Source organism: Sulfurimonas indica (assembly GCF_009192995.1).
Lineage (GTDB): Bacteria > Campylobacterota > Campylobacteria > Campylobacterales > Sulfurimonadaceae > Sulfurimonas > Sulfurimonas indica.
In genome coordinates this window covers 1-24,487 of the sequence record NZ_SDID01000019.1, presented here as the reverse complement: position 1 = coordinate 24,487, position 24,487 = coordinate 1, and the positions used below count along the sequence as shown (strand labels likewise).

Annotated in this window: 25 protein-coding genes; 17 read left to right on the top strand and 8 right to left on the bottom strand. The window is 37.6% G+C overall.

Features of this window, described 5'->3' with window-relative positions; translation table 11 throughout:
- A partial coding sequence (locus ES948_RS08815) for an MFS transporter (RefSeq protein WP_152184581.1) occupies positions 1 to 609 on the bottom strand: 609 nt, incomplete at its 3' end.
- 119 nt (positions 610 to 728) lie between these two features.
- Here ES948_RS08815 and rdgB point away from each other — a divergent pair.
- Positions 729 to 1,319 carry an RdgB/HAM1 family non-canonical purine NTP pyrophosphatase gene (gene rdgB, locus ES948_RS08810; protein ID WP_152184580.1) on the top strand — a complete coding sequence of 197 codons (591 nt, stop codon included), beginning with the start codon at positions 729 to 731 and terminating at the stop codon, positions 1,317 to 1,319.
- A gap of 156 nt (positions 1,320 to 1,475) precedes the next feature.
- Here rdgB and ES948_RS08805 read toward each other — a convergent pair whose 3' ends face one another.
- Positions 1,476 to 2,246 carry an undecaprenyl-diphosphate phosphatase gene (locus ES948_RS08805; RefSeq protein ID WP_152184579.1) on the bottom strand — a complete coding sequence of 257 codons (771 nt, stop codon included), beginning with the start codon at positions 2,244 to 2,246 and terminating at the stop codon, positions 1,476 to 1,478.
- Positions 2,247 to 2,335: 89 nt separating this feature from the next.
- On the opposite strand from ES948_RS08805, the gene ES948_RS08800 reads away from it, so the two are divergent.
- From ES948_RS08800 to ES948_RS08725, 16 genes are all read left to right on the top strand, one after another.
- Complete coding sequence (locus ES948_RS08800) at positions 2,336 to 3,463, top strand: pyridoxal-phosphate-dependent aminotransferase family protein (RefSeq protein WP_152184578.1); 1,128 nt, start codon at positions 2,336 to 2,338, stop codon at positions 3,461 to 3,463.
- Positions 3,464 to 4,321 carry an ATP phosphoribosyltransferase regulatory subunit gene (locus ES948_RS08795; protein ID WP_152184577.1) on the top strand — a complete coding sequence of 286 codons (858 nt, stop codon included), beginning with the start codon at positions 3,464 to 3,466 and terminating at the stop codon, positions 4,319 to 4,321.
- 3 nt (positions 4,322 to 4,324) lie between these two features.
- Positions 4,325 to 5,584 (top strand): adenylosuccinate synthase, encoded by a 1,260-nt coding sequence (locus ES948_RS08790; protein ID WP_152184576.1) that lies wholly within the window; start codon positions 4,325 to 4,327, stop codon positions 5,582 to 5,584.
- 17 nt (positions 5,585 to 5,601) lie between these two features.
- Positions 5,602 to 6,039 (top strand): flagellar export protein FliJ, encoded by a 438-nt coding sequence (locus ES948_RS08785; protein ID WP_152184575.1) that lies wholly within the window; start codon positions 5,602 to 5,604, stop codon positions 6,037 to 6,039.
- Entirely contained in the window at positions 6,036 to 6,548 is a 513-nt protein-coding gene (locus tag ES948_RS08780) for a MotE family protein (protein ID WP_246153851.1), read from the top strand. Before ES948_RS08785 ends, ES948_RS08780 begins: the two co-directional genes overlap by 4 nt.
- A 74-nt stretch (positions 6,549 to 6,622) precedes the next feature.
- Positions 6,623 to 7,174 (top strand): DUF507 family protein, encoded by a 552-nt coding sequence (locus ES948_RS08775; protein ID WP_152184574.1) that lies wholly within the window; start codon positions 6,623 to 6,625, stop codon positions 7,172 to 7,174.
- A gap of 2 nt (positions 7,175 to 7,176) precedes the next feature.
- Entirely contained in the window at positions 7,177 to 8,313 is a 1,137-nt protein-coding gene (carA, locus tag ES948_RS08770) for a glutamine-hydrolyzing carbamoyl-phosphate synthase small subunit (protein WP_152184573.1), read from the top strand.
- A 223-nt stretch (positions 8,314 to 8,536) separates the two neighbouring features.
- Positions 8,537 to 10,030 carry a cytochrome-c oxidase, cbb3-type subunit I gene (gene ccoN, locus ES948_RS08765; RefSeq protein ID WP_152184572.1) on the top strand — a complete coding sequence of 498 codons (1,494 nt, stop codon included), beginning with the start codon at positions 8,537 to 8,539 and terminating at the stop codon, positions 10,028 to 10,030.
- Between the two features lie 18 nt (positions 10,031 to 10,048).
- Complete coding sequence (gene ccoO / locus ES948_RS08760) at positions 10,049 to 10,741, top strand: cytochrome-c oxidase, cbb3-type subunit II (protein ID WP_152184571.1); 693 nt, start codon at positions 10,049 to 10,051, stop codon at positions 10,739 to 10,741.
- 10 nt (positions 10,742 to 10,751) lie between these two features.
- On the top strand, positions 10,752 to 10,955 hold the full coding sequence (locus tag ES948_RS08755) for a cytochrome c oxidase, cbb3-type, CcoQ subunit (RefSeq protein ID WP_152184570.1): 204 nt from the start codon (positions 10,752 to 10,754) through the stop codon (positions 10,953 to 10,955).
- A gap of 9 nt (positions 10,956 to 10,964) precedes the next feature.
- Complete coding sequence (locus tag ES948_RS08750) at positions 10,965 to 11,900, top strand: c-type cytochrome (protein ID WP_152184569.1); 936 nt, start codon at positions 10,965 to 10,967, stop codon at positions 11,898 to 11,900.
- Between the two features lies 1 nt (position 11,901).
- Positions 11,902 to 12,111: a DUF4006 family protein gene (locus ES948_RS08745; RefSeq protein ID WP_152184568.1), complete on the top strand. Its 210-nt coding sequence runs from the start codon at positions 11,902 to 11,904 to the stop codon at positions 12,109 to 12,111.
- 106 nt (positions 12,112 to 12,217) lie between these two features.
- Entirely contained in the window at positions 12,218 to 12,931 is a 714-nt protein-coding gene (locus ES948_RS08740; RefSeq protein ID WP_152184567.1) for a 3-dehydroquinate dehydratase, read from the top strand.
- Entirely contained in the window at positions 12,912 to 13,427 is a 516-nt protein-coding gene (locus ES948_RS08735; RefSeq protein ID WP_152184566.1) for a FixH family protein, read from the top strand. The genes ES948_RS08740 and ES948_RS08735 overlap by 20 nt, the downstream gene beginning before the upstream one ends.
- Positions 13,427 to 15,772: a PD-(D/E)XK nuclease family protein gene (locus ES948_RS08730; RefSeq protein ID WP_152184565.1), complete on the top strand. Its 2,346-nt coding sequence runs from the start codon at positions 13,427 to 13,429 to the stop codon at positions 15,770 to 15,772. The genes ES948_RS08735 and ES948_RS08730 overlap by 1 nt, the downstream gene beginning before the upstream one ends.
- On the top strand, positions 15,772 to 18,495 hold the full coding sequence (locus ES948_RS08725) for a RecB-like helicase (RefSeq protein ID WP_152184564.1): 2,724 nt from the start codon (positions 15,772 to 15,774) through the stop codon (positions 18,493 to 18,495). The genes ES948_RS08730 and ES948_RS08725 overlap by 1 nt, the downstream gene beginning before the upstream one ends.
- Here the strand turns inward: ES948_RS08725 and ES948_RS08720 are convergent.
- From ES948_RS08720 to ES948_RS08695, 6 genes are all read right to left on the bottom strand, one after another.
- Positions 18,490 to 20,145 carry a two-component system response regulator gene (locus ES948_RS08720; RefSeq protein WP_152184563.1) on the bottom strand — a complete coding sequence of 552 codons (1,656 nt, stop codon included), beginning with the start codon at positions 20,143 to 20,145 and terminating at the stop codon, positions 18,490 to 18,492. The two genes, ES948_RS08725 and ES948_RS08720, sit on opposite strands and share 6 nt — an antisense overlap.
- Positions 20,146 to 20,227: 82 nt before the next feature.
- Positions 20,228 to 21,082 carry an ABC transporter ATP-binding protein gene (locus tag ES948_RS08715; protein WP_152184562.1) on the bottom strand — a complete coding sequence of 285 codons (855 nt, stop codon included), beginning with the start codon at positions 21,080 to 21,082 and terminating at the stop codon, positions 20,228 to 20,230.
- The gene (modB, locus tag ES948_RS08710) at positions 21,079 to 21,750 is read right to left on the bottom strand and encodes a molybdate ABC transporter permease subunit (protein WP_152184561.1); all 672 of its coding nucleotides are present in this window, start codon (positions 21,748 to 21,750) and stop codon (positions 21,079 to 21,081) included. Before modB ends, ES948_RS08715 begins: the two co-directional genes overlap by 4 nt.
- Positions 21,747 to 22,145: a TOBE domain-containing protein gene (locus ES948_RS08705; RefSeq protein ID WP_152184560.1), complete on the bottom strand. Its 399-nt coding sequence runs from the start codon at positions 22,143 to 22,145 to the stop codon at positions 21,747 to 21,749. Before ES948_RS08705 ends, modB begins: the two co-directional genes overlap by 4 nt.
- Positions 22,142 to 22,888 carry a molybdate ABC transporter substrate-binding protein gene (modA, locus tag ES948_RS08700; RefSeq protein ID WP_152184559.1) on the bottom strand — a complete coding sequence of 249 codons (747 nt, stop codon included), beginning with the start codon at positions 22,886 to 22,888 and terminating at the stop codon, positions 22,142 to 22,144. The genes ES948_RS08705 and modA overlap by 4 nt, the downstream gene beginning before the upstream one ends.
- Before the next feature lie 8 nt (positions 22,889 to 22,896).
- Positions 22,897 to 24,372: an OprD family outer membrane porin gene (locus tag ES948_RS08695; protein WP_152184582.1), complete on the bottom strand. Its 1,476-nt coding sequence runs from the start codon at positions 24,370 to 24,372 to the stop codon at positions 22,897 to 22,899.
- Positions 24,373 to 24,487 lie beyond the last annotated feature (115 nt).

The window sequence follows — 24,487 nt, the reverse complement described above, 5'->3', positions numbered from 1 at the left end:
TAAAAGATTTGGGTCTTTTATGATATCTTTTGTACTAGTTTTACCATGATAGATATGTTTGATTTTCGGTGGAGTTGGTACTTTGACAAATAAAATAACAATCGCAATAAGTGCCAAAACTGCAGTGATGACAAAGATAGAACTGATACCGTAGTGTGCTGCGATAACAGGACCAAGAGCCATAGCAAGAGCAAAACTCATCGCGATAAATCCACCCATGATCGCCATTGCATGACCACGAGTTTTCTCTTCAACAAGGTCCGCTATCATTGCAGTAACAACAGATCCAATCGCTCCAGCCCCCTGTAAGAAACGACCAAGCATCAATGTATAGATATCCGTTGAATATGCACAGATAAGAGAACCGACTAAAAAGACTAAAAGACCAAAGAGAATTGTTGGTTTTCTTCCTACCTTATCACTCATACTTCCGAAAGGAACTTGAAAAATAGCCTGCGTGAGGGCATAACCACCAACAATCACACCGACCAAGAAAGGTGTTGCACCCTTTAGGTCAAGCGCATAAACAGAAAGAACAGGTAAAACTAAAAAGAGCCCTAAAAATCTCAAAAAGAGAATCGAGGATAGGGGAAGAACTTTTTTAAACATAGCAAAAGCCTTTTTGAAGTGAATTAGTATATAATTTTGAAATTATAGAGCAACTATTATTTATAATTGATTTGCAAAATACAAAAGTAGTAATTTAAAAGATAATTTAAGGAAGTGGCGTGAAAAAGTTAGTTTTAGCAACATCGAACAAGGGAAAAGTAAGAGAGATTAAAGAGCTTTGCCAACATTATGAAGTAGTTCCCTATACAGAGATTATTGATGCTTTTGAGATTATTGAAGATGCAGATACCTTTAAAGAAAATGCTTTAATCAAAGCTAGAGCTGTCTATAAGGCACTTGGTGATGAAGATGCAGTTGTTTTGGCAGATGACAGTGGCATAAGCGTTGATATACTTGATGGTACTCCGGGAATCTACAGTGCCCGTTATGCAGGTGTTGATGCAAATGACAAGGATAATCTTTACAAGCTCATTGATGCTATAAAAGCAAAAGGCGTAGAGATCTCACCGGCACACTATACAGCGGCAATAGCCATTGTGACAAAAGATAAAGAGCGAACTGTTCATGGATGGATGTATGGAACAGCTTTAACGGAGGCAAGAGGAGAAGGTGGTTTTGGATATGATCCGATGTTTATCCCAAGTGGGTTTGACAAAACACTTGGAGAGTTGGATGATGCAATAAAGAGAAAATTATCGCATCGTTCAAAAGCCTTGAGTTTAGCTTCTAAAGTATTGAAAGTATTATAAAAACTTACGACTCAATTCATAAAAAGAGCGTTCAAGTTTTTCTAAAACTAAATGTAAGTGGGCGTTATATCTGCGTAAATTCTGCATGACATCTCCTTTAACATTTATGGTATGCTAAAAATAAAGCATATCGTGTTCCAAATGTTAAAAATTATTCTAGTTAAATAATGTTAAAAGAAGGATGCCAAAAAGAATTCTATAGATTCCAAAAGTGACAAAGGTGAACTTTTCGAGGAATTTTAAAAAGAGTTTGATAGTCAAATAAGCAACCACAAAAGCAACTACAAACCCGAGTACGAGTGTTACTAAGTTTGCATCAGAAAACTCATGATAGTGTTTGAGCAGGTCATAGCCTGTAACGGCACACATTACAGGAAAAGCAAGTAAAAAAGAGAACTCTGCACTTGCTTTACGTGAAAGATCTACAAGTAGCGCACCAATGATGCTCGAACCCGCTCGAGAGGTTCCCGGAACGAGTGCAAAAATCTGTGCTATACCAATGAGGAGAGCTTGTTTGTAAGAGACTTGCTCTACATCATCAAGAAGAGTACGCTCTTTAGGGATATAGAGCTTTTCAACAAGTAAAAAGATGATACCTCCTACAATGAACATAATGGCTACAACATTGATACTAAAGAGCTCTTTTATCTGATGCGAGAAGATAAAGCCAACAGCACCGATAGGAATGAATGCAAGGATAAGTTTCTTCCACAGCTCTATCTTTTGGAGAGTAAATTTTTCTCTGTAATTGAGTACGACGGCTAAAATGGCTGCAAATTGGATGATGACTTCATAAGCTTTGGTAACACTTGTCTGATCAATGCCTAAAAATTTTGAAGCAACGATAAGGTGTCCGGTGGAAGAGATTGGCAAAAACTCTGTAAAACCTTCAATAATTCCCAAAACAGTTGAATCAAATAGTGTCATTTTGTGCCTTAAAACTAAAATTTAAACATATTTCGATATAATACGAGGTTTTTTTAAAATTAAACATTAAACCAAGTAGGAAAAACTCAATGTTACTATTTACTCCTGGTCCAACTCCAGTACCACAAAACGTTAGAAATGCAATGGCTGATGAGACTATGCATCACCGTACACCTGAATTTGAAGCGATTTTTGAAAAGACGCGTGAGCATCTTTTTGAACTTTTTACTACGGATGAAGTGGTTATGATAGCTTCAAGTGGAACTGGTGCTATGGAAGCAGCGGTTATCAACCTCTGCCATAACACACTTCTCAATGTCAATTCTGGAAAATTCGGTGAGCGTTTTGGAAAGATTGCAAAAGCGCATGGACTGGGTTCAGTTGAGATTAAAAACGAATGGGATACTCCTGTAAGTGTTGAAGCAGTAGTAGAGGCTGTAAAAGCAAACGCTGATATTGATGCTATTGCCGTACAGATCTCTGAGAGTGCGGGTGGTCTTCGTCATCCAGTTGAGGAGTTAGCAAAAGCGATAAAAGAGATCAATCCTGAGATTATGATTATCGCTGATGGTATCACTGCTGTTGGTGTTGAGAGAATTGATGTGACACATATTGACTGTCTTATTGCCGGTAGTCAAAAGGCATTGATGTTGCCACCGGGACTTGCAATTTTAGGTCTTTCAAATGTTGCGATTGAAAAAATAGGTGAGGGGCGTGGTTATTATCTTAATTTAGCGAGCGAGATTAAAAAACAGCGTCAAAATACTACCGCCTATACAGCAGCTACAACGCTTATTATTGGTCTTTTAGAAGTTTTAGAGACAATTAAAAATGAGGGTGGCTTTGGTGTGCTTTACTGTAATACTGCCAGACGTGCAAAAGCAACAAGAGCGGCACTCGAAGCAATTGGTCTGCACTCTTATCCAAAAGCACCTGCAAAGAGTATGACGACAATCGATGATAAAGATGCATCTAAAATCCGCTCAGCTTTAAAAGAGGAGTATGGTGTGAATGTTGCAGGTGGACAAGACCATCTCAAAGGAAAAATCTTCCGTATTAACCAGATGGGACTCATTGCTCCGTATGAGTCTATCTGGGTTGTGAATGCAATAGAGTTGATACTCCACCGTATGGGACGTTTGGAGTATACAGGTCTTGCATCAAAAGTATACAATGAGACCTACTTTAAAACTGCACTAGAAAAAAAAGAGATATAAATGATACTAGAACACGAAATTCCAAACGGTTCAAAGCTCTACTTTGGTAAGAGTGCAAAACTCAAACGCCATATTGAGCAGGTTGCCAGTGAGATTTTGGATGCAAATGGATATGAAGAGATTGTAACACCGATTTTTTCATATCATCAACACAAATCCATCGCTGATGAGCGTGAACTTATCCGCATCAATGATGAGAAAAACAATGCACTTTCACTCAGAGCGGACTCTACAATAGATGTTGTACGCATTATTGAGAAGCGTTTGGGACATAATACTAAAGAGAAGAAGTGGTTCTATATTCAGCCGGTCTTTACCTATCCGACAACGGAACAATATCAAGTCGGTGTTGAGTTTATGGGAGAGAAAAATCTCTCTTCTGTCATGAACCTCACGGTAGAGATTTTTGAAAAACTAGAAGTAAAATCTTTAATTCAAATCTCAAATATGAAGATACCACAGCTTTTAGTGGAGATGTTTGATGCGTTAGAGATTGATGATTTTAGACATATTAATATAGATAAGTTTATCAACCTTAAAGAGGAGTGGCTTACAAAGCTTGTTTATCTGCAGTATATTGAGCAGGTAGATGAGGTAATGGCAATCGCACCAAAAGCGATAGCAGATGAGCTTCTAAAGATGAAAGAGCTGTGTGAGCAGATGCAGTGTGATAATGCAGTCCTTGCACCGATGTACTATGCAAAAATGCTCTATTATGATGAGCTCTATTTTCGTTCAATCGTAGAGAATGAAGTCTATGCACGTGGTGGAAGATATAAAAATGGTGAGCTGACATCGGTCGGGTTTGCAATATATACAGATGCTTTATGTGAAGCATTAGAGAAAGAGGAAAAGTAAGAGATGAGTAGAAATCAAGCAGATGTAATCGTTGGAATCCAATGGGGAGACGAAGGTAAAGGAAAGATTGTAGATAAACTGGCACTTGAATACGATATGGTATGTAGAAGCCAGGGAGGACACAATGCAGGACACACTATCTGGGTAGATGGTGTTAAATATGCACTGCATCTTATCCCTTCTGGTGTACTTAACCCTAAAGCTATCAATGTAGTAGGAAACGGTGTGGTACTCTCTCCGTCATCTATCATTAAAGAGATGGAGCAGTTTGAAAATCTTGAAGGGCGTCTTTATATCTCTGACAAGGCCCATCTAAATCTTTCTTACCATGCTGCGATTGATCAGGCAAAAGAGCGCCTTAAAGGTGACAAAGCAATCGGTACAACGGGAAAAGGTATCGGGCCTGCATATTCTGATAAGATAAACCGTATTGGGCATCGTGTAGGAGAACTTTTAAATCCTGAAAAACTTTGTCAGACAATTTTGGACTATTTTGAGCAAAACAAGCCTATTTTTGATGTTATGGATCTGCATGCTCCAACAAAAGAGGAACTTTTAGCAGAGCTTAATGGATATAAAGAGAAACTTGCTCCATTCATCACAGATACGACACAGATGGTATGGCGTGCACTTGATGCTGAAGGGAAGCGTGTTTTGCTTGAGGGTGCACAGGGAACAATGCTTGATATTGATCATGGAACGTACCCGTATGTAACTTCAAGTTCAACTGTAAGTGCCGGAGCATGTACAGGTCTTGGACTCAATCCTAAAGACATTGGGAAAGTGACAGGGATTGTAAAAGCGTACTGTACACGTGTTGGTAACGGACCATTTCCATCAGAAGATTTAGGTGAAGATGGCAAGCGTCTTGGTGAACAGGGACATGAGTTTGGAACAACAACAGGTCGTGCACGAAGATGTGGTTGGTTTGATGCAATTGCAACGCGTTATGCAAGCCGTCTAAATGGTTGTGATGAGTTGGCGTTGATGAAGCTTGATGTTCTTGACGGTTTTGATGAGGTAAAAGTTTGTGTTGCCTATGAGTACAATGGTAAGACGATTGATTATCTTCCTGTAGATTTGGAAAATGTAAAACCGATTTACAAGACTTTCAAAGGTTGGGATAACTCTGTAGGAGTCCGAAAATTTGAAGATTTACCGCAGAGTGCACAAGAATATGTTAAACTTATCGAAGAGATTAGTCAGACGAAGGTTGGTATTATCTCAACATCACCAGAGAGAGATGATACGATAATCCTCTAAATCAAGGAAATAAAAGCATGAAGACTCGTTTTAGCGCTTTGGTCAGTTTAAAGAAAAATGCAATGCAAAAGAGTGAGCGAGTCGTGCAAAATGCAAATAAAAACCTTTTTAATGCCAAAGAGGCTCTGCGTGAGTCTTTGGCAGAACTGCAAAATATTCCTGCACCACAGCAGGGTATCATATCCGATTTTTTGGCAAACAGAACACTTTTAGACTCACAAAGAGCAGTTATTTCTCATAATGAATCCTGGGTAGAGTATGCACAAAAAGAGCTTTTAGAGGCAAAAGAGCAGCTCAAGCGTGATATGATAGAGTATGAAAAGTTTAACTACTTAGAGCTTCAAGAGATAGAGAAAATGCTGCAAGCCAAAAAGCTACAAGAGACAAAAGATTTGGATGAAGTGGCACTGATGACATACTCCAAAAAAACAAATATTATAAGGCAAGCTTCATGATACGATGGTTACTGCTGCTTCTTTTTACACAAAATTTTCTTTTTGCCCTGCAAACAAGTGATAAACTTTTTGAATGTACCGAGATTTTTAAAGAGAGAAAGAGTGAACTTTTAGTAGAGTTAGAGCGTATAGATGAGCAAAAACAGTCTCTTCAGGCTCTAAAAACAGCAACTGAAGAGCTACTCAAACAAAAAGAACAGAAGCTCTCCTTACAAGAAGAGCAAGTTAATAAAAAATTAGCAGAAATAACGCAAAAAGAAGCCTCTGTTAAAAAAATGCTCGCACGGAATAAAAAGATTTTAGAAGAGGTAAAGTCGACGAAAATGAGTAAAATTGCGCAAACATTTGCAAAAATGAAACCGGCATCTGCTGCAAATATACTCTCAGATATGGAGACAAATGAAGCAGCAGCTATTTTACAGTCGCTCAAACCAAAGATAGTCGGTAAGATTTTAACGAAAATGAATGCAAAAAAAGCTTCGGAACTAACGCTCTTACTTTCTAAATAATTTCACTCTAATAAGATTTTTACCTTATTTATTGTAAAATGTCTGAATTTAAATAAATAAGTAGGGTCGCCATCATGAAAATATCATTAAAAACTATTCCCCATATATCCAATAAAATATCTATCGACTTAGCAAAAAGTGGTGCCGTTACTCTAACACGTGGACTTGAACCTGTTGCACATGAAGCAGAAAAAATACTCCAAGAGAGTGTAAAAAAAGAGATGGCTTTAGAAGAGAAAGTAAATGAGTACCTCGAAGAGAATGAGGAAGAGATAGAGTTTATGCTTGCTGATGAGCGTCAGCTTTTCTTTATGATAAAGAAAAAATTGGCACCTGAATTTGATGTTATTTTGGATTATGAAGAGCGTTTTTCAGATATTGCACATAAGGTTTTAGATGAGCTTTATGAAGAGGATCTTATCCATTTCGATGTGAATGAAAACCGTGTGAAAAATATCATTTTTAATGCTATCACATCATTTTTGGCAGATACTTCTGAGATTGAAGATGCGGTAATGGAGAAAATTCGTTCATACAAAAGAAAGTTTATTCCCGGTACTGATGAGTTCGAAATTTTATATGAAAAACTCTACCGTGAAGAGTTGAGCAAAAGAGGAATGGAGTAAGTATGGAGTCACTAAAAAAAGCTTGGATATATTTGGAAAATGGTACTTTTTTGGAAGCATCAAGTTTTGGTGCCAATAAGACAGAAGTCGGTGAGATAGTTTTTAATACTTCGATGACAGGATATCAGGAGATTATGAGTGACCCATCTTATGCGGGGCAGTTTGTAACTTTTACAATGCCAGAGATAGGGAATGTCGGTGTTAATGATGAAGATATGGAATCTCTTGCAGCACATGCAAAAGGAATGATTGTTCGCCGTTATCAAAAGCGTTATTCTAACTTTAGAGCAGAGGATTCGCTTACAAATTTTTTGAAAAAATATGATGTGATGGGAATTTGTGATATCGATACACGTTATCTCACAAAGATGCTACGTAGTGAAGGTGCTATGATGATGATAGCATCTACTGAAATAAGTGACAAAGAGGAACTTAAAAAGATTCTTGAGAACTCTCCTCGTATCGAAGATATTAACTACATCGAAAAGGTAAGTACAAAAGAGGCGTATAAGCACACTTCTAGTACATACAACTACAGAGCTTTTGAGTATGACAAAGCACCAAGTCCGGAAGCAAAGATTGTCGTTATCGATTTTGGTGTGAAGCGTAACATTTTAAACGAGCTTGTGAATGCAAAAATCGATGTAGAAGTTGTTCCAAATGATTTTATTGCAGAGGATTTGATTGAAAAATACAACAATAAACTCATTGATGGCGTCTTTTTATCAAATGGACCGGGTGATCCACTTGTTCTCAAGCGTGAGCAAGAGCAGATTAAAAAGCTTATTGATGCAAAAGTGCCGATGTTTGGTATCTGTCTTGGACATCAGCTCCTTTCAATCTCTCACGGATATGATACATTTAAACTTAAATTTGGTCATCATGGTGGAAACCATCCTGTTAAAAATGAAAAAACAGGACTTGTAGAGATCACTGCACAAAACCATAACTATAATGTCCCAGATAATATTACAGAGATTGCTGAAGTAACACATGTCAATCTTTTTGACAATACAATCGAGGGCTTAAAGTACAAAGATGAGCCAATTTTCTCTGTTCAGCATCACCCGGAAGCCTCTCCTGGACCAAAAGAGAGTGCATATATCTTCTCTGAATTTCTTTCTCTTATCAAGAGATAATTAAGCAACAGCATAAGTGTTGCTTAATTTGACGATAAAACTGCAGTATCTTAAATGTACATAAAATTCCAAAACTAAACAAAAAGATAAATTTTCTAGCAATTTCTCTTTAAATTAAGATTCTTTAAACATATAGCTTGCTAATATACAAGTGTTGATTAGTTTGATAGGTGTATTTATGCACTTATGAGGCTTATTGCTTTGAATCTTAAGGAGGCTATATATGGAGAATCGTCCATTAGAGTACGACTATACGGTTGCAAAGATGTTTATGCTTACTACTATTATTTTAGGAATAGTAGGTATGCTCATCGGTGTAATTTTAGCTTTTGAACTTGCTTTCCCTAGTGTTAATACAATTCTAGGTTCAGGTTTAGCTGAATACACAAACTTCAGTCGTCTTCGTCCACTGCACACAGATGCGGTAATTTTTGGTTTTACATTAAGTGGTATTTTTGCTACTTGGTATTATGTTGGTCAGCGTGTACTAAAAGTGTCAATGGCAGAATCAGGCTTGTTGATGTTTATTGGTAAGTTGCACTTTTGGTTATACATTGTAGGTGTTGCAGCAGTTGTTGTATCACTTTTTGCAGGTGTAACTACTTCAAAAGAGTATGCTGAATTTGAATGGCCTATCGATATCGCTATCGTTGTTGTATGGGTACTGTTCGGTATGAGTATTTTTGGTCTTATCGGTATTCGCCGTGAGAAGTCATTATATATCTCAGTTTGGTATTACATTGCTACATTCCTCGGTATAGCTATGCTTTACCTTTTCAATAATATGGAAGTTCCAACTATGCTTGCAACATCACCTGCTGGTGAGACTGCTATTGGTAACTGGTGGCACTCTGTATCTATGTATGCTGGTACAAATGATGCCCTTGTACAATGGTGGTATGGACACAATGCAGTTGCATTCGGTTTTACTGTTCCTATCGTTGCTATGATTTATTATTTCCTACCAAAAGAATCAGGTCAGGCAATTTATTCTTATAAATTATCACTTCTTTCTTTCTGGGGATTAATGTTCGTTTACTTATGGGCTGGTGGTCACCACCTTCTTTATTCAACTGTTCCTGACTGGATGCAGACTATGGGTTCTATCTTCTCAGTAATCCTTATCTTGCCTTCATGGGGTTCAGCGATCAATATGCTTCTTACAATGAAGGGTGAGTGGCAACAAGTTGCAGCATCTCCATTAATTAAGTTTATGGTTCTTGGTTCTACATTCTACATGTTCTCTACATTAGAAGGTCCTATCCAAGCTATCAAATCTGTTAATGCGATCGCTCACTTCACTGACTGGATTGTTGGTCACGTTCACGATGGTGTTCTTGGTTGGGTTGGATTCATGATTATGGCTGCACTTTACCATATGGCTCCACGTGTATTCAAACGTGAAATCTATTCTAAGAGCTTAATGGCTGCACAATTCTGGATTCAGACTTTAGGTGTTGTTTTATACTTCACTTCTATGTGGATTGCAGGTATTACACAAGGTATGATGTGGCGTGCTCATGATGAGTTCGGTAACTTAGCTTACTCATTCATCGATACAGTAACAGTACTTCATCCTTACTATGCTATTCGTGGTGTAGGTGGTCTATTATACTTAGTAGGTTTCTTACTTTTCGCTTACAATATCTACAAAACTTGGACATCGGACAAAGAAGTAGATGCAGAGCGTTTAAATCAATCGCCTATGGGCGCATAAGAGAGGGAGGATAATAATATGTTTCATTGGTTAGAAAAACACCCGTTCTTTTTTGCGGTAGGTGTATTTGTTACAATTGCTTTTGCAGGTTTGATTGAAATTCTTCCAAACTTTGCTCAAGCTTCTCGTCCTGTAATCGGAACGGCTCCATACTCTACATTAGAGTTAGCTGGTCGTAACGTTTATATCAAGAACAGCTGTAATGCATGTCACTCACAGCTAATTCGTCCGTTTAAATCAGAGACTGACCGTTATGGTCACTACTCTTTAAGTGGAGAGTATGCATATGACAGACCATTCCTTTGGGGATCTAAAAGAACTGGTCCGGATTTAATGCGTGTTGGTAACTACAGAACTACTGACTGGCATGAGAATCACATGAAAAATCCTGCTGCTGTTGTACCAGGTTCGATCATGCCTGCATATAACTGGATGTTTACAAACAAAGCTGATATAGATACTGCTTATGCTGAGCAATTAACAGTTGCACAGTTCTTCTCAGTACCATATAACAAACCAGTTCCTATGAAAGATGGGTCAACTAAAGTTGTTAAAATGGGTAAATCAGTTGCAGAAGCTCATGCTTTAGCTTTAGAAGAAGCTAAAAAAGTTGCTGCAGATATGAAAGACCAAGATGTTAAAGATGCAGTTGCACGTGGGGAAATTCCAGAAATCGTTGCACTTATTGCATACTTAAACAGTCTGAAGTAAGAGGTAAAAAGTGAATATTGCTGAACTAAGTGCGTATGGTTACTTTGCATTAACAGTATTTCTTGTTGTAGTGCTATATGGATATATATACCATTTATATACAAAGAAAAGAGATGCAGAGGGTCATGACTATGAAGAGTATAGCAATATGGCACTCAATGACGATATAGGTTCTACTCCGGTTAAACCTCTATCGCGTGATAAAGAAAATTAGGAGAGATATATGAATAAGCTTTATCTTTGGGGAATTATCATTACAGCTGCTATGCTTGGTGCGACATATTTATCTGTTGGCATGAGTAAAGGTGGTTTAAATGGTGATATCGTCAATATGCTTGCGGTTGCAGGGGCTGTTGCTCTTGTAATTATTACAGTTTTTGTTGTAATCAAGTATGTTCGTCAAATGCAAACTGACCAGGCTACTGGTGAGCTTGCTGATGAGTCTTGGGACAACATAGGTGAATATAAAAATCCAGTACCGTTTGGTTGGGCAGTTATGTTCTTAGGTACTATGATTTGGGGTATGTGGTACTTTACAATTGGATATCCAGTAAATGCATTTTCTCAAATCGGCCAATACAATGAAGAAGTTGCAGAAAAGAATGCAAAATTCGAAAAAGAGTATGCTAACATTCATGGAGACAGACTTGTTGAGATGGGTGAATCTGTATTCTTAGCTGAATGTAAAGTATGTCACGGTATTGCTGCTGATGGTATTGATGGAAAAGCGGCTAACTTAAATGTTAGACTTGAAGCTAAGACAGTTAAAGGTGTTATTGAAAATGGTTCAAATAACAAACTTTTAGGTACTGAAATGCCAATGCCGGATCGTAACGGTCTTTTCAATGCTGAAACAGGTGCACTTATCACAGATACTGAGATTGATGCAGTTGCTGAGTATGTTGCAAATGGAATGAAAGGTAATGAAGCGGGTGCGAAAGTATTTGCTAACACTTGTGCTTCTTGTCACGGACCAGATGGAAAAGGTATGGAGTATGTAGCTCCAAATATTGCTGAGTTTACACCGGCACTTATTACTAATGTATTAACACATGGTAAAAAAGGTGTTATCGGTAAAATGCCAGCATTTGATAGACTTAACGCTAAACAAAAAGAAGCAGCTGCTGCTTATATCATTAGCTTAAGTAAAGGAGAGTAGCATGAATGAAAATAGAAGTGTTTTCGCTCTTGATGGTATAACTGGAATGTTAATTGCGACTGTATTGTTACTTAGTATTCTTGCATTTTTGACTGTGCAAGCACTAGGTGTTCAAAATGCAAATGCAGAAAACTTTTACAAGATTGAGAATGAAAAATCAATTAAAATGATTAGCACGGATAATGCTAAGCATATTGTAGATGTGAAATAAGGAGTATAAGATGGATAAAATTATTGGATGGGGCCTAGTTCTTATGGCTGCATATACTCTTTGGGCGGTAGTAACACCGAATCATCTATTTGTAGGTTAGAATTCTTTGAGATTTTTAACTAGAGGGCTTTATGCCCTCATCTTCATCATATTTTTTCAAACACAATTATTAGCTGAGTATTTATATAAAGATGAAATTGTTCATCGTAAAGCATTTGCTGCACAGATAGAAAAACTCGGAAGCGAACTCTATCAAAAAACAGGTATTTCACTACGTCTTCTTATGTTAAGAGAGTTACCGCAGGGCAAAAGTATGCTTGAGTATGAAAGAGAACTATTGGCACAGTTTCAAGAACCAACGGTGCTTTTAACTTTTTCAGAGATGGATAAAGAGGTGGATATCGAAACAAACGATACATCTTTATATAAATATTTTAACAGAAAACAGGTACTAAGCCCTGTTGCATCACCGGTCCAGGCTTTTATAATGGCGATGGTTTATGCGAAAAGTTTTGAGACATTTAATGAAATGCGAAAAGATTATGGAGGTACCATTTTACCTCTCTTGGCACAAAAAGCAAAAAAAGAACAGGTTGTAGGAAAATATGCAGGTTCCATGTATAACGGTTATCTTGATATTGCACATCAAATTGCAACTGCAAAAGGGGTTGTTTTAGAAAATGATCCAGGTGATGCCAATCAAGAAGCACTCTTCTGGGTGAAGCTGTTTTTCTACGGTTTTGTTTTATATGCTATAGTAATGTTAATTAAAAGAAAAATATATAAAATGAGGCATAAGAATGAGCAAGAAACAGAGTAGTGGCAGAATTTGGCCCTATGTTATTGGTATATCTATAACGCTTGTATTTGGTTTTTGTGTTGCTACTGTTATGGTAACAAGCAAAGCTAATATTCAAAGCAGTGATGCATATATGACGAATTATCAAGATGCGGATGCAAAAGCAAATGATTTAATCAAGGCAAGGATGCATTTTGATAAAAAATATAAAGTTAGCTACATAACGGAGTCTATCGGTGGTGAATCACCGGAGATAAAGTACAGTGTAGTGGATATAGAGGGCAAGCCTGTCAATAATGCAGAACTTATCATTGCTATCTCTCGTCCGGAGACAAGTGAGTTTGATCAAAAGCTTGACAATCCAAAAGTTGAGAATGGTATCTATACATTTAGTGGTGCAAAGTTCCCAAAAGTCGGTGTTTGGAATATCATAGCAAAAATTAAAGTAGGTGATGACTATCGATTTTTAAATATGAAAGCAGATACACGTATCAAAGAGGCTTTTGAATTTGAATAATGGATGATTCACTGATAGTTCTTCCCTCTGCTCGAGCAATTAGGCAGAGACAGTTAACAGTAGAAGAAGAGACGCTTTTTCTGCCAAACTACATCACTATGAGTGAATTCATTACAAAGCTCTGCCTTGTACAAGGACAGAGCTTTATAGATGATGATACTCGAATCCTTCTTTTACTAGAAGCTTCCAACTTTGAAAACTTTTCCAATCTTCAAATAGAGAGAAATTTCTTTACCTTTACAAAAAACTCCTCTTATATATTTAAATTTTTTGAAGAGCTCAGTGCTGAATTATATGACATCAATGTATTGAAAGATGCTGATGTATATGCTGAGTATGAAGAGCATATAACTATTTTAGAAGAACTGTATCGGCGTTACGGACAACTTTGTAAAGAGAAAAAACTACTTGATAGAATTTACCTTCCAAAACTCTATGAACTTAACTATAACTATCTTAAAGAACACGCAAAAGTAGAGATTGTTCTAGAGGGGTATTTGACAAGTTTTGAACTGCAGCTGCTGCGTGAAGCCACAGAGTACTCTGATATACTACTGCATTTTCACGCAACACGCTTTAATACAAAAATGCAGAATAAACTACGTGAGTTAGGCTTTGATATAGAAACAGGTTATAGATATACTTTGTCACTTAACTTAAAAGAGAGTGTTTCTAAAGAAGCTGTAGGTAAAGAGAGTAAAATAAGCTGCGTGAGCTTTAGTGAGCCGATTTTACAGATTGCTTTTATCAAGCAGAAGATTTATGAGTTTGTAGAAAAAGGGTATGATCCTGAGAAGATAGCCGTTATTTTGCCAAATGAACAGCGTGCAAAAAGTATCAGAAGTTTTGATGAGAAATCAAATCTCAACTTTGCAATGGGAAGAAGCTTCAAAGAGAGCCAAATCTATAAAAAACTCCATGCTGCAAGCATGCTTTTGGATGATGTGACCTATGAGAATATCTATCGTTTGGAGCGTGAGGGAGATGCTCTGTATATGCTTTTGCAGCAGCATTACAAAAAGAGCATGCAGCATGTGGATTTTATGGATATTATGGAAGCAGTGCAGTCTCTCATCACCAACAAGGAAGAGCAGAAGATATTTCAAGAAGAGCTTTATACTTTTCGTAAAATTCTTCCATATTTACGTGAGATGAATTTTCGCTCGGCACTCAATCTTTTTATGCAGAGAATGGCAAATCGTACACTGGATGATGTTTATGGTGGGAAGATTACCGTTATGGGAGTGTTAGAGACTCGGAGTGTTGTTTTTGATGCTGTTATTATCATCGATTTTGATGAAAGTAATGTTCCAAAACGAAGCTCCAAAGATATGTTTTTAAATACAAAGCTGCGTGAGATGGCAGGACTGCCTACGATGCAAGAGAGGGAGAATCTGCAAAAACATTACTATGAGATGTTGATGCTGCATTCAAAAGAGGTAGCTATATCGTATGTAGCCTCTAGTGAGAATCGACCTTCACGTTTTTTAAAAGAGCTTGGTATAAAAGTAAGCCAGACCATAGAAGAGTCAGAGTATGCAAAGATACTTTTTAAAAAAAGTAAAAAAAGAGTTCCGTTGCAAAAGGAGATAGTAGAGCCTTATAGTTTTAAAGATATTGAACTCTCAGCATCACGTTTGAAGACATTTTTAACGTGCAAACGAAAATATTACTACCATTATATAAAACACTTCAAAGAGCATGAGATCCCACGAGATATGCCACAAGAGTATGCAATAGGAAATGATATTCATAAAGCTCTACAGAACCTCTACCGTAAAAAAAATCACTATTACGATATCAAATCCCTACAACATGATTTAGAAAAAGAGCTAGAGGCTGTCAAAGGTCCAAGTGAGTTGGAAGCCTATCTTATTTCTCTTAAGAAGAGAGAACTTCAAAGCTTTTGTGAGAATGAGATAGCGCGTTTTCATGAAGGATGGCAAGTTGTGGCCTGTGAAAAAAGTCTAAAAGCTCCCTATCACGGTATGATGTTGCAGGGAAAAATAGATCGTGTAGATAAAAAAGAGAGTAGCATCAGTGTACTTGATTATAAGACAGGATCTTATACGCTATATAATAAAAACAGTGTAGCTGAAGCAACTGATTTTCAGTTAGAGTTTTATTATATTTTAGCAGGTGGACTTGGCAATGTTTCGGAGTGTGGATTTTATGATTTAAAAGAGGGGCGTATTGTACAAGAACCTTTTTTAGAAGAGAAACTGGCACTGTTACAGTCACATATTGCTGATTTGCTTTCAATAGAAGAGGTCGATTTTGCTCTGACGCAAGATACAAAAGCGTGTCAATTCTGTCCTTATGTTATGCTGTGTGGGAGAGATTGATGGCATTTGTTAATAATCTGGCATATGAAGCGAGTGCAGGAAGCGGAAAGACATTTATGCTCGTTGTACGCTATCTCTCCCTACTTTTTAGAGGTGCAGATGCATCAAAGATTTTAGCCCTAACTTTTACAAACAAAGCAGCTTCTGAGATGAGTGAGAGGATAGTGGAAACACTGGAGTCTTTAGAGACAAGAGATGAGCTTGATGAGATCGTAAAAGTTACAGGACTCTCACGTGAGGCAATTTTAGAGCAGAGAAAAAAAGTTTTAGCGACCTTTCTGAATGCCCATACAAAGATAATGACCATTGACAGTTTTTTTACGCAAATTCTGCGCAAATTTTCTCTCTATGTCTCATTGATGCCGGATTTCACTACACATGCCACGCAGCATGAGATAAAACTGCTTTCACGATTTTTAAAAGAGGTGAGTGTCGCAGGAAAAAAAGAGATGCTCATCTCACTTGCTTTGGAATCTAAAAAGAGAGTGAGTGATATCTTTACACTTTTGGATGAGTTTTATGAAAAAGAAGAAGAGTTGGAGCATCTTCTCTTTACGAAACAGCCATTCAGTGTGTATGAGACAGAAGCGATGCAAGCACTCAAAAGTCTGCAAGTCATTGTCAATAATTGTCAAGGTGCATCGGCAACACTGAAAAAGGCAGTGGATGTAGAGAGCTTTGAGGAACTGAGGTCAAAGACCTGGATCAGTAAAGAGAGTCTTGAGTACTGGGTTTTTAAAAAGTGTTACACTCCTGAGATGGATATCGCATTACGCAGTATACAAGAGGCTATGCGTGAGTATAACAGAGCTAAAGAGCAAAACTTCTTTGCTGCTTTGCGTGAGCTGACAGCAATTTACAAAAAAGCAAAAAAGGCACTCTATGTAGAAGAGAGTGAGCTTGGATTTTCCGATGTTACAAAGCTGGTCTATACGATTTTACATCGTTTGGATGAGAGTGAATTTCTCTATTTTCGACTTGATAGTACGATTGAACATATGCTACTTGATGAGTTTCAAGATACAAGTATACTGCAGTATAAAATTTTAAAACCACTTATCCGTGAGATAACTGCAGGAAGTGGCATCTTTGAAGAGGGGAGCTTCTTTTTTGTAGGGGATGTTAAACAGTCTATCTACCGTTTTCGTGGTGGTGTTTCCGCGCTTTTTGGTGAAGTGGCACGAGAAAATGGCACGGAAGTTGAAAAACTACTGACAAACTATCGCTCACAAAAAGAGGTCATTGAATTTGTCAATCATACTTTTAGTGACAAAATCAAAAACTATACGCCTCAGCTTGTCCGTTGTGGTGCCGATGATGGTTATGTAGAGGTTGTGCAAAATGATGAACTGCTAGAAGAGACGCTTATGCAGGTCCAAAAACTGATAGACTTAGGCGCAAATCATGATGATATCGCACTGCTCTGTGCAACAAATGGCGATGGAGAGATGATAAAAAACCTCCTTCAGGAGAAGCAGATAGAGGTTGTAACAGAGACTACAACGAAACTGATAAATCAGCGCAGTATCAAGGCGATTTTGGAGTATCTGAAATATCTCTATTTTAAAGAGAATATTTACAAAGAGAACTTTTTCGCTCTGATTGACCAAGAGAGTAAAAATATTGCCCTCCCTGATCTCAACAGTATCAGACTCTTTGATATTGTCAAAAACTGTATTGAGAAGTATGGACTCTTTAGTGATGATTTTCATACGATTCGTTTTTTAAGTGCTATAGAGAATTATAATGATATAGATGCACTTATCTTTGAATATGAACGTCTTGATGCAAGTGCTGCGGCTTCAGACGTAAGCGGTGTTCGAGTACTTACAGTACATAAGTCCAAGGGTTTGGAGTATAAACATGTTATTGTAATGGATAGGCTCAAGCAGGCACCATCTGCAAGAGAGAGTATTATCTATGAGTATGATGGTATTCGCTTAGAAAATATATATCTGCGTACAGCAGGTCGTGATGCAATTGATAGAGCCTATGCAGATGCCGTGCAAAAAGAGAAAGCACTGGTAACTGAAGATAGTCTCAATGCTCTGTATGTTGCCTTTACTCGAGCCAAAGAACATCTGTTCATTATTAAAAAGAGTGAAAAATCTATGTTTGATATTTTAGGCTTGGAGATTGGAAGTTTTGGAAAGCTTGCAGTCAAACAAGAACATAAAGAGATAAAAAAAGTTCCTGTTAAACTCAAGTATGAAAATCTTTACTATGGAACACAGAGTGAAATCTTAGCAGCTGAAAATGTTCAAGAAGAGGATTTGCATGCTATCAATTTTGGTATAGCACTGCACTACACCTTGGAGATGCTTTGGGAGTTTAGTCATGATGCCCTCAAAGCTGCAAAAGTGATGCTGACAAATAAGTATGGTTTTATCTTGACACAAGAAGAGATAGAAGATATCTGTAATCGAATAGAGCGACTTTTAGAACATAGGGAGTTTCTCTCTTTGTTAGAGAATGCAACATATAAAAAAGAGAAGCCACTCCGTTATAAAAAGAGCTTGCGTTATATTGATCTGCTTATAGCTAAAGAGGATAGAAGCTATATTGTCGTGGATTACAAAAGCTCTTACAAAGCGCATGAAGAGTATAAAAAACAGGTTTACTCTTATGTGCATGCAGTTAAAAGTATCACCGGTGCAAAAGTAGAGGGTTATTTGTGTTATCTCTTAGAAGATACTGTTAGGCTTGTCAAAGTCTCTTTATAATTGAGGTTGAGGCTCTGCTATTTCATAGCCTTGCACAAAATCAACGCCCAAAGCTTTTACATAATCATACACCTCTTTGGAGCATACATATTCTGCAATAACTGGAATCCCTTTTTTGTGGGCAAAGTCAATAATGGTAGTCGTGACTATCTGAGAATTTTCATCTGTTACGATATTTTTGATGTAGGCTCCGTCAATTTTAATGAAATCTATGGGCAGGTTGTTGAGCTGTCCAAAGTTTGAACACTGGGCACCAAAGTCATCTATGGCAAGCCGAAAGCCCTCTGCATGGAGTTCATTTAAAAGTGCTTGAATATTTTTATTGTGGGCAATACTGTCATTTTCGAGAATTTCAAATGTTATTCTGGAGTGTGGCAGATTGTACTTTTTGAGTATTCTTTTTGCAGTTTGTAAAAAATCAGGGTATTGTATATCATACTGGCTAATATTTACCGTAAAAAAGTAAGTGCTTTGGACAGCCTTTTTGCAGGCCTCTTCCAAGACAAACTGAAATATTTTAAATATCTGTCCGCTGTAGAGTGCCGCATCCAAAAAATGAAAAGGGGAGTAGATCTCATTTTCATATTCCAGTCTGACAAGGGCTTCGTATTTAATGATTTTACCGGTTTTTACTTCTAAAATAGGTTGAAAATAGGTATGCATTTTATGGTTGAGCAGGGCATCGCGTACCCTTGTACTCCATAGTGAATTGGCATGAATCGTCCGGAGTATGTTCAAATCATCTGTATATTTTTGAATACTGTTCTTGCCGTAACGGCGTGCCTCTTTGAGGGCAAACTCCGCTTTTTGGATGATGTTTCCGCGTTCGTACAGTGCAATGCCTATACTTGCTGTCAGACGTGTTTTTATACCGTTGACGTTAAAAACATATTTTGCAATATCGTCTTTGATGCGTAAAATATTCTCTTCGGTTGTCTCATTTTCGAGTTTGACACACAAGAGTGCGAAATTGTCGGAGTGCAGATGAAAAATCTGGGCATATCTGTCATATTTTTTCTCCAAAAATTTTGCAAAAGCACGCAGTACTTCATTGCCAAAGTCAAACCCGCTATGCTCATTGATGAGACTGAAGTCGTCTATATTGATGAGTATAAGAGATTTTTCTCCCATTGTGTCCAGATATTCTGAGAGTTTGATTCTGTTTGGAAGATGGGTTACATTATTGGTCGTCATCTTTTTATAGATTTCATCTCTGCTGGATTTTATCTCTTTGTACTGTTCATACTGTTTAAGGGCAGTTCTGATAATCAGATAGAATTTGTCACTCAGTATCTCGGCTCTCTCTTTGTAACCGTTAATATCATAAAGATCAAAAATCTTATTTGCAGGAACAGGAGAATTCCCGCTGTCTATCATAATAATTCTTATGTTGCTGTTGTGCAGAACATTTCTTATATGTTCAACAAGCCTCAGTCCGGCATCAGGCGTTTCCATAGATATGTCTATAAAAGCAAGGGAGGTATCGGAGTTGTCTTTTAAGAGCTCTTTGGCTTCTTGGGCATTGTGTGCATGGAGAATTTTGACAGGTTTATTTTGAATTGAAATATTTTGCAGTTCTTTTTTAATCACATTATGCACAGAAACATCATCATCAACGATTAAAATTTCCCAATATTTTGCAGACATCATTACATTTCCTATAACTATATCTAAGAGGATAGCACTTGTTATATTAATTTATTTTTAAAAATGGGGGGGGGTAGAAATTTTATTATTTATGGGTAATTGTAGGCACAAATGCTTTTGTACTTAATCGGACAGTTTGCCCTGTTTGCAAGTTTGTTGCCTCCTCAGAACTGACGACAACTTCAACAAGCTGCTGACCAATGGCAACAACAGCGATAAAGATAACATCTACTTTTTTTATCTCTAAGAGTTCACCTTGAAATGTGAATTTCTGACTCCCTTGTCTTTTTAAGAGTACATCAGTTGGTTTTCCGTCATTGATTATTTTGCCATTATCTAAAACCAGAACACGTGAGGCCAGACGGTAGATCTCGCTTGGGTCATGACTTACCATAATGGTTGTTGTCTGAAACTCTTTATGCAGAGTAAGTAGTTCATTTTGGAGTTTTATTCGCATTGCACTGTCTAATGCAGAGAGTGGTTCATCAAGCAGAAGAATTTTTGGTCGTTTCATTAAAGCTCTACAGATACTTACTCGCTGCTTTTGCCCACCACTGAGTGCATGAGGATAGCGTTTTTTCATCTCTTTTAGTTCTGTAATTTCAAGAAGATGATTGGCAAGTTTTGTATCTTTTGCCACATAGAGAAGATTTTGCTCTATCGTCATATTGCCAAAGAGGGCGTACTCCTGAAAAACAAAGCCTATCTCTCTTTCTTGCGGGGGAAGTGATTTGTCTGTGTGAAGCCATACCTTGTCTGCCACAGATATCTCACCTTGTGCATCTTCAAGCCCTGCAAGTATACGAAGCAGGGTTGTTTTTCCACTACCACTTTTTCCACTGAGTGCTACAAATTCTCCCTCTTCTATACTGGTATTCAGTGCAAGCTGCATCGCTCCGTTTGCACCGTGAAGCTCTTTTGTAATGTTGAGCTTTATCATAGTCCAAACCTTTTGCTCTGGCGTGCATTAAAGATATAAACGCTTAGTAGGACAACAAAGGAGATTCCAAGCATAATGGCACTGTAGATATGTGCTGCACTATAGTCCATAATCTCGACCATCTCATAGATAGCCACTGATGCTACTTTAGTCTCACCTGGAATACTGCCACCTACCATTAACACAACACCAAACTCACCAACTGTATGAGCAAAAGTGATGATAATGGCAGTGATAAGGGCTGGTTTCATATTTGGCAGAGCGACACGAAAAAGGGTTGTGAGTCTGCTTTTTCCTGCAATATAGCTTGCTTCTAACATATTTTTATTGAGCGATTCAAAACCGTTTTGCAATGGTTGGACCATAAAGGGCAGGGAGTAAAAACAGCTTGCAATAACAAGTCCCGTAAAGGAAAAGACCAGTTTCACACCAAGAGTCTCCTCAAAAAAAGCACCTATGGGAGAGTTATAAGAGAGTGCCCAGAGAATATAAAAACCGAGAACTGATGGAGGTAGTACGATAGGCAGAGCTGTGAGTGCTTCTATGAAAGGTTTTGCACGTGAGTGGGTTTGTGAGAGATACCACGCAAGGGGCAGGGCGATACAAAAAAGAATGAGTGCAGTAAACGATGCCAGTTTAAATGAGAGAATAAAAGGCTCAAAGCTCATGAAAGAGGCTCCAGTATGGAAATATCACTCGATTTTATCAATGCTGTTAGCTTATCTCCAACTTTTAAATTCATACGTTTTGCAGAATCAGCCGTGATGATGGACTCTAAAAGTCTGTCTTCAAAAGAGAGCTGCAGAGAACAGAGAAGCTCTCCCATCTCCATAGCATCGATGCTTACCTGAAGTTGATTTGAGTAGCTCAACTCTCCTTTACAATCTTTTGCAAGCGCGATGTTTGTTGCTTTCGTTGTCACAATAAGCTCTTTTGCATATTCAATCTTTGTGTCAAGTTCCAAGCTCATCATCTTGAGTGTATGCTCTTTTGAGCTAAATGTGACAATAGTGAGTTGACCATTACTTTCAATCTTCTCTATCTTTACCCGAATTTTATTCATAGGATATTGTACCCATATTTTTTAAAGATGCTTTTTGCTTCCTTACTTAAGATAAAGTCATAAAATTTTTTTGCTGCATTGTTGTTTGATCCATGTTTTATGATAACAATACCTTGAGAGATGGGAGTATAGAGATTTGCATCTACTTCTATCCAGTTTTTATCTTTTTTAAATTGTTTCATTTTTGGAGAATAGAGTGCTGACTTTGCGATGAAGCCAAGGTCTGCTGCTGTCATGGTATAGGTAACGGTTTGCGCAATGGACTCGCCGAAGATGAGTTTTGGTTTTATTTTTTGGTAGAGTTTTGCATTTTTGAGTGCTTGTATAGCTGCTTTTCCATAGGGAGCAGTTTTTGGGTTGGCAATGGCGATGCGTTTTATCTTTGTATCTGCAACTATTTTGATGCCCTGCGTGAGCTCTCTTGGTTTTTGGCTCAGTATCGCCAAAGCTCCCTGTGCATAGATACGGGGCTTTGTAATTGCAATGTTTTCTTTGTAGAGAGCTTCGGGATAGCGCATATTTGCTGACATAAAAATATCATAGGGAGCACCATTTTTTATCTGTGCGCTCAGTTTGCCACTACCACCGATAATGATACGAAGTTTTGTATCAGGATACTTTTTATAAAAAGCAGTTTGAAGTTCATCCATCGCATAAGAGACATTGGCTGCAAGTGCAATGGTCACTGTTTGTGCATACAAAAGTGAGCCAAAAAAAAGTGCAATTATAAAAAGTTTTTCCACATCGTATCCTAAAAGAGGTAGTTGAGTTCTAGTCGAACATCTGCATAGTTGGAGACTGTAGAAGCATCTTTAATAAAGTCTCTATATCCTAAGCGTACACGATACTGCATTTCCTGTAGTGATGGAATGTTCTGTATAAGACCAAGATAGTAAAACATACTATCTTCTAAAATCGCTTTGTTCTCATCACTATCTACATAAAGAACAGAAGCCTGAAGAAATGGTTTTGTATAGATACCTTTTGCATTTGCCCCTTTGACAACTTCAATGCGGTACGATTTTGTATTTGCTCTCCAGTTATAGATTCCCATTGAACGAGTATACCCTGCTGTTGGAAAACCTCTCCAAGGCGTTACAAGGTCGGCTTTATCTAAAATATTTGTATATCCAAGATTGATTTTATAATCATCTATCTTTGTTACAAGACGTGCTGCTATCATCTGTGCATTTAAAGAGTTTGGATCTTTATATGCTCCTGGATTTGTACTATTGACAGTTCCAAGTAGAGATGCTCCGCCTACATCTCCTGCTCCATTATCGAACTGCTGGATGTAACGAACGCCCGGACTAATACTAAAGCCATTCAAAGTTATTTTATAATTTAATTCACCCATCGCTTGTGAAAGGAGTGATGGTACAACATAAGAAGAGAAGTTGATTTTGAGATTTTTAACCGATTTATTTGTAATATCTAAAACAATCAGTGGTGCATCTGTTGATTTGCCGGCTGCTATGAGATTTGTATAGCTAAGACCTTTATGCATTGCAGAGTCATCATTGGCTGTCCATGTTGAGTAGCTAGCTGCATTGGAGTCATCATACATTAAAACAGCGTGTGAACTTTCATGGTCACGGAGCTTTTGTTTTGCTAAGTAAGCAAATTTTGCTGTTGTTTTTGTCACTTCTTTTGAGTTGATAACAAAGCCGTCAAAGGTGTTTGGAATCATCTTGGTATCATTACTTTTTGTGTAAAAAGTCTCAACAAGTTGACGACCAAGCGTGAAGTTTGTCTTTGAATATTTGTAGTTAAGATTGGCCTGTCCAAATGTATAGAGAGTTTTTGAACCTGTTTGAACATATTTATAACGGCTAAAAGTATCTTTGCCTGCTTTGATATATTTGACATTATCATGAATATCATCACTGTTGAAAAAGGCTTGTGAGCCATAAAGCCCAAGTGTGAAATCAAAGCCCTGTAGAGAAGCTGATCTGTAGATAAAACTTGCTCCGATAGCACCTACTAGAGTACTCTCATGCCCAGAATCATCATGGTCATAGCCAAAGTAGAAGTTATTTGTTCGAAGACGTCCGAAAAACTCTCCATCACTGAGCATTCCTTTTAAAGTATCAACTTCTTTTTGTTTGACATTATAGATAAGTTGACCATTGGTTTTAAGTGCTTGTTTTGGCAGAGAACTTTGGGCAAAGAGAAGTGATGAACCTAATGTAAGGCAAGAGAGCAGAAGAAGATGTTTTTTATGCATCAATATTTATTCCTTTAGAAAAATTATTGTTTTTACGTAGTATAGTACGAAGTATCTGAAAATTGTGTTATTTGTGACGCCCATTCAACCAATAAATGCAATTTCCACCTCTTAA